Source organism: Psychrobacter piechaudii, from assembly GCF_900162825.1.
GTDB lineage: Bacteria > Pseudomonadota > Gammaproteobacteria > Pseudomonadales > Moraxellaceae > Psychrobacter > Psychrobacter piechaudii.
Genome location: NZ_FUGE01000175.1, coordinates 1 through 4,682 on the forward strand (window position 1 = coordinate 1; position 4,682 = coordinate 4,682).

Here is a 4,682-nt window from a genome sequence, read left to right on the forward strand (position 1 = left end):
TTTTTCTGCTAAAAGACTCTTTCTGCCTCTGCCAGCTGCGTCATAGACACTAGTGATACCATGCAACCAGTATTTCCTTCTTATGGTATAGACGCTTCTAGGGTTATAGCCAAATTTCTCTGCTACGGTCGCTATAGGATGACCTTGACTCAGTTGATGCAGCATGAGTAGTCTGATTCGCGCTCTGGCATTGCCTTCTGTTTTAGATAGTTGCAGAAAATCGTGGTCTGTGAGTTTATGATTTCTAGGGGTCTTTTTCGGCATGTGATTCTATTATGTTGTTGAGTTGGTTATATTGTACCTTATTTTTTGGAATTGGTATTAGACTCTGCTAGAGCTCGAATGATTTTTGATGAATACGAATATACAAAAATCAAAGAGAAAATGGATCAGGTTTTTCTTAATCAAAGGACACTTAGTTAATTACTAGTATGAGTCTTTTTCACACACCAAGGCCTATAAAAACTATATATATAGTTTTTATAGGCTATCCCGTATTATTTAAACCTAGTCTCTCCTGAGCAAACAGACCCTTAGCCAATGCGTAATACTAATTGGTTTCAAGGGAGTTATAAGTAAGTTTGTTTCTCTCAAAAGCAAATTAAATAACTCGCCTACAAGTCTACCGAATGATCTGCCTTTTTTTCATTTCCAATCCTTTTGATCATTATAATTATTTACCAACAAGCTGTTTAATATAAATTAATTCAAGCACAGCATCGCACGCTCATGCCTATGTTTTACATTGGCATCTGCACTCAATCTGACCTAACTGGTTAGCCCATTCATAAACTAAATATTCCATATTATATAAGCTTCCCTGTCTTGTTTGATAAAGTAACTCATGTGGCTCACCAAAAAACTCAAATAAAGAGCAAAAAATAAAAAGGATACCTACCATGACCCTACTAAAAACCCTAAATCTAACTTACCCTATCGTCCAAGCGCCAATGGCTGGCGGTGCAACCACCCCTGAACTAATTGCAGCGGTCAGTAACTTCGGCGGCTTGGGTAGCCTAGGAGCCGGCACTACCGCACCAGCGAAAATTCAAGAACAAATCCAGCAAATTAGAGCGCTAACTGATAAGCGCTTCGCAGTAAATTTAATGGTGTTGTCAGAAGCGGAATCGACCACCTTTAATGCACCGATACCTGAGTGGCTACAAGTCTATTACGAAGAACAAGGGATTGAGCTGACTTTGCCTAAAAATCCAGCCCAACTATTTGAAGCCCAGTTGCAAGTGCTGTTAGATAACCCGGTACCGGTTGCTAGCTTTACCTTTGGTATTATCAGCAAAGAGCAAGTGGCTGCGCTACAGGTAGTAGGCACTAAAGTTGTGGGCACTGCAAACCACCCAGAAGAAGCCAAAGCTTGGGCCGATATCGGCGCAGATGCAGTGTGCGTACAAGGCGTGGAGGCGGGTGGACACCGAGGCGGGTGGCTCCCCCAAAGCGAACAAGACCCGTTAGGCTTACTAACCTTAATCAGTCAAACCAAAGCAGTTACTGACGTACCTTTAATCGCAGCTGGCGGTATTATGACGGCGCAAGCAATAAACGCTGTACTCAGTGCAGGAGCTGAGATGGCACAACTGGGTACCGCCTTCTTAGCGACAACCGAGAGTGGGGTAAGCAGCGCTTACAAAGCTGAGCTGTTAAAAGCTTCCAGAGGAGAGCGTAGCAGTCGTACATGCCTGACCCGTTTATTTTCAGGGAAACAAGCCCGGGGGCTGGTGAATGATTATTTGATCAAATATGCAGCGTATGATAACGACAGCTTACCTGCCTACCCTCAGCTTAATGCCATGACCCAGCCTATGCGTGGCGCTGCGTCTAAAGCAAACAATACTGACTATATGTCACTTTGGGCCGGACAAGGTGTGACCCTAATTCAAGCTGAGCCAGTGGCAACCTTGATGCAGCGATTGGTATCCCAGTAATAAAAAAGGCTAACAGAAACCCGCTTCTGTTAGCCTTATCCTACATTTGCATATGCCTTATTTTATTGCTACTTTGGCTGTTGCTTTAGCGACTCTCGAAAGGCTTTATAGTCATTTGCCGACTGTTTTACAGCTTCTACCATCGGCGCATGCCCTATCTCTGGCATCATAATAACCTTAGCTTGTGGGATCAGCTTAGCTATGTAATCAGCCGTCTCGGGTTTGATGACTTGGTCTTTCTCGCCCCAGACGACTAAGGTTGGTATTTTATGTTCCGCGATAATCTTAGCCTCGTCTTCCATACTATCTACAACAATTTGTTTTAATATTTTGGCCTCTAACTGTTGGTTGTCTATTCTTTCTTGTGCCATTATCGCTTTAAATGTTTTTGGAAGATAAGGGGGCTTATTCATGACCAACTGCATCATGTTTTCAAAATCTTCAAAGTCTTTTACCAATAATGGGTTGTCATCCAAGGTGCCACTTTGCAGAGCATCAGCTAGACCCACTGACAAAAATCCCCCTGTGTCGATTAGCCATAAGCTTTTAACTTCTTCTGGATACAGGCTTGCATAGGCGGTACTGATGGTTCCCCCCATCGAATTACCACCGACATGTAGGTTGGACGCCATACCTTTGGCTTGCATCAACTCATGCAAACGCTCAGCTTGCGCTTTAGCTTGATAATCTGCATCCATAGGTTTGTCAGACTCACCAAAGCCTAGCAAATCAGGAATAATCACGTGATAGTCTTTAAACTCTTTCGCGATAAAGATAAAGTTGTCTTTATTAGCCCCAAAACCGTGAATCAATAATAAGGGTTCACCCGAGGTGTTTTCATTTTCTGCATAAACCAACGTCTCACCTGTCGACAGCTTATGAGATTTAATCGCTAAGTCAGCCTTGTTGCGTTCGTGCTTTACTAACTTTTGGGTAGTAGCGACCGTTATCGAATTTGGGGTTGTACAGCCGATTACGGACAAAGCCAACACTGCTGCCAGCCCTTTTTTTAATAATGTCATTATTGCCCCTTAGTTAAATAAGTTATTGAGTGATTAGGCTATTTAAAATAATTGCCACGGTCATAAACCCCGCAGACCAAAGGCCAACTAAGAAAGCGACCGTTCTATTAGTTAAAGCTAAGATTAATAATACCACTTTTGATTCATATTATTATTGTAAATTATCAAGGTATCTAGGCGGATCATAAGACAGATCGTAGAGGACAGAAGAGGGTGGAGTAGGCGACCGCCTACCCTGTATAGATTTGATTTGAAGCAATCTAAGAGAGTAAATTCAATTATTTGAAATAACAGTTATATAATGCACAGTATTCACAGTAATCTACCCCCTAAACATTTGTTTTAGCCAGCGATCGAATCTCATTCGCTGTAGGAAGGTCCCATGACAAAGTCTACTAAAGCAGCTCAGAAGCCCGCAAAAATACGCATTAGTATTAAGTTTTACCGTCTGATATTTACCGGACTCATGGCGCTACTCATGTCTTTAATCATCTCAGCAGCGCTGATATTGGTCAAAAAAGGCTATAACGATCTCTTCTTTGACCATCTGCTAAGCTCGTGGAAATTGGCTTTTGTCTTTGCTTGGCCCAGCGCTTACCTCTGTGCCTATCTCATACAAACTCATGTGTTGAGCCGTATTGATTTTTATTAAATAAGACCAGGCATCAATTATTCTGACATTGCTCCGATAAGCTGAATCGGGAAAGTTATCACATCAAAAGCCAAGGCAAAAGGCAGTAACACCAGCTTCTCAGCCGCATTATTACCCCTGCGTGCTGCGCTTTGAGACTGAGTATAAATAGTGACCGGATAAGGCTTCGTTAAAGCGTTGTACTTAGATTGAATCAAACTTAGATTACTGACTGCTGGATAAACCGCCCCTTTAATAGGCACAGTAAAGCAGAAACGCTGAGCCCCAATTCGCTGGTCACTGGCATCGGTACATTCTTTGCCGCCATTTTGTAAAAAGAATTGGAAGTCACTGCGCTTAAACTCATCCTTTAGTTTGGCATACGACATTTTCATTTCACCCTGAAAATAACCATCGTTACGGGGTGAATAGAAATTCATATCACTGTCCACTTGGATATTTTTTGGGGTCAAATTGGTCAAGATATTGACCATTTCAGGACCGCCTTGGCTAAGCACATAGCTATTCTTTTCACCGACAATAACCACACTACTCGCTGGCATATTGGGCAGCGCTTGAGCGGGACGACCAAAGGCTACCAACTGATCTTCAACCAACACTTGTTTGGCTGAGTTGCGGCTATTTTGACTGCTTTTGGATTCCATTAACTCAGTAGTGGCACACCCTGAAGTTAGCAGTAATATCGCTAAGCCTGTGGCTCCCAGTGCGGTTTTTGCCATACTCAAGCTTAAAACACTGCTCTGTTGATATTTATTAAGTTTTTTCATAGAAGCTTCCTTGTTTCAATCAAACTTTTTTGATAGTGAGTCTAATCTCTAGCTTAGGGGTTAATTTAGGACCAAACTCAGTCTCTAAATTAAGGCTTTTTAGTTAATCTAATATCTATCTTAATCGTTTACTCTTCTTTTGACTATATTTATTCAGTGCCCGTTTATTTACAGCGACTACCTATAATAAGTTATAAATTACTTCTCTGCACACGACAAAAAAATCATCCCCACCCGATTTTCATAGGTTTAGGGGTTAAAAAGCTAACTAACTGTCGAAAGACAGTCTTATCATTGTTAA

5 protein-coding genes are annotated in these 4,682 nt (G+C 41.8%); 2 read left to right on the plus strand and 3 right to left on the minus strand.

The genetic code is table 11. From position 1 onward, the window contains the following. Positions 1 to 264 (minus strand): helix-turn-helix domain-containing protein (locus A1019T_RS09770; RefSeq protein WP_143514104.1); only part of this gene is annotated, 264 nt, incomplete at its 3' end. A 635-nt stretch (positions 265 to 899) separates the two neighbouring features. Here A1019T_RS09770 and A1019T_RS09775 point away from each other — a divergent pair. Beyond that, positions 900 to 1,940, plus strand: coding sequence for an NAD(P)H-dependent flavin oxidoreductase (locus A1019T_RS09775; RefSeq protein WP_077451489.1), 1,041 nt, complete (start codon positions 900 to 902; stop codon positions 1,938 to 1,940). 68 nt (positions 1,941 to 2,008) lie between these two features. Here the strand turns inward: A1019T_RS09775 and A1019T_RS09780 are convergent, their stop codons facing one another. Then, positions 2,009 to 2,962, minus strand: coding sequence for an alpha/beta fold hydrolase (locus A1019T_RS09780; protein ID WP_077451490.1), 954 nt, complete (start codon positions 2,960 to 2,962; stop codon positions 2,009 to 2,011). 382 nt (positions 2,963 to 3,344) lie between these two features. On the opposite strand from A1019T_RS09780, the gene A1019T_RS09785 reads away from it, so the two are divergent. After that, the gene (locus A1019T_RS09785) at positions 3,345 to 3,614 is read left to right on the plus strand and encodes a DUF2798 domain-containing protein (protein ID WP_077451491.1); all 270 of its coding nucleotides are present in this window, start codon (positions 3,345 to 3,347) and stop codon (positions 3,612 to 3,614) included. A gap of 17 nt (positions 3,615 to 3,631) precedes the next feature. Here the strand turns inward: A1019T_RS09785 and A1019T_RS09790 are convergent, their stop codons facing one another. After that, positions 3,632 to 4,381: a YidX family protein gene (locus A1019T_RS09790; RefSeq protein WP_077451492.1), complete on the minus strand. Its 750-nt coding sequence runs from the start codon at positions 4,379 to 4,381 to the stop codon at positions 3,632 to 3,634. Positions 4,382 to 4,682 lie beyond the last annotated feature (301 nt).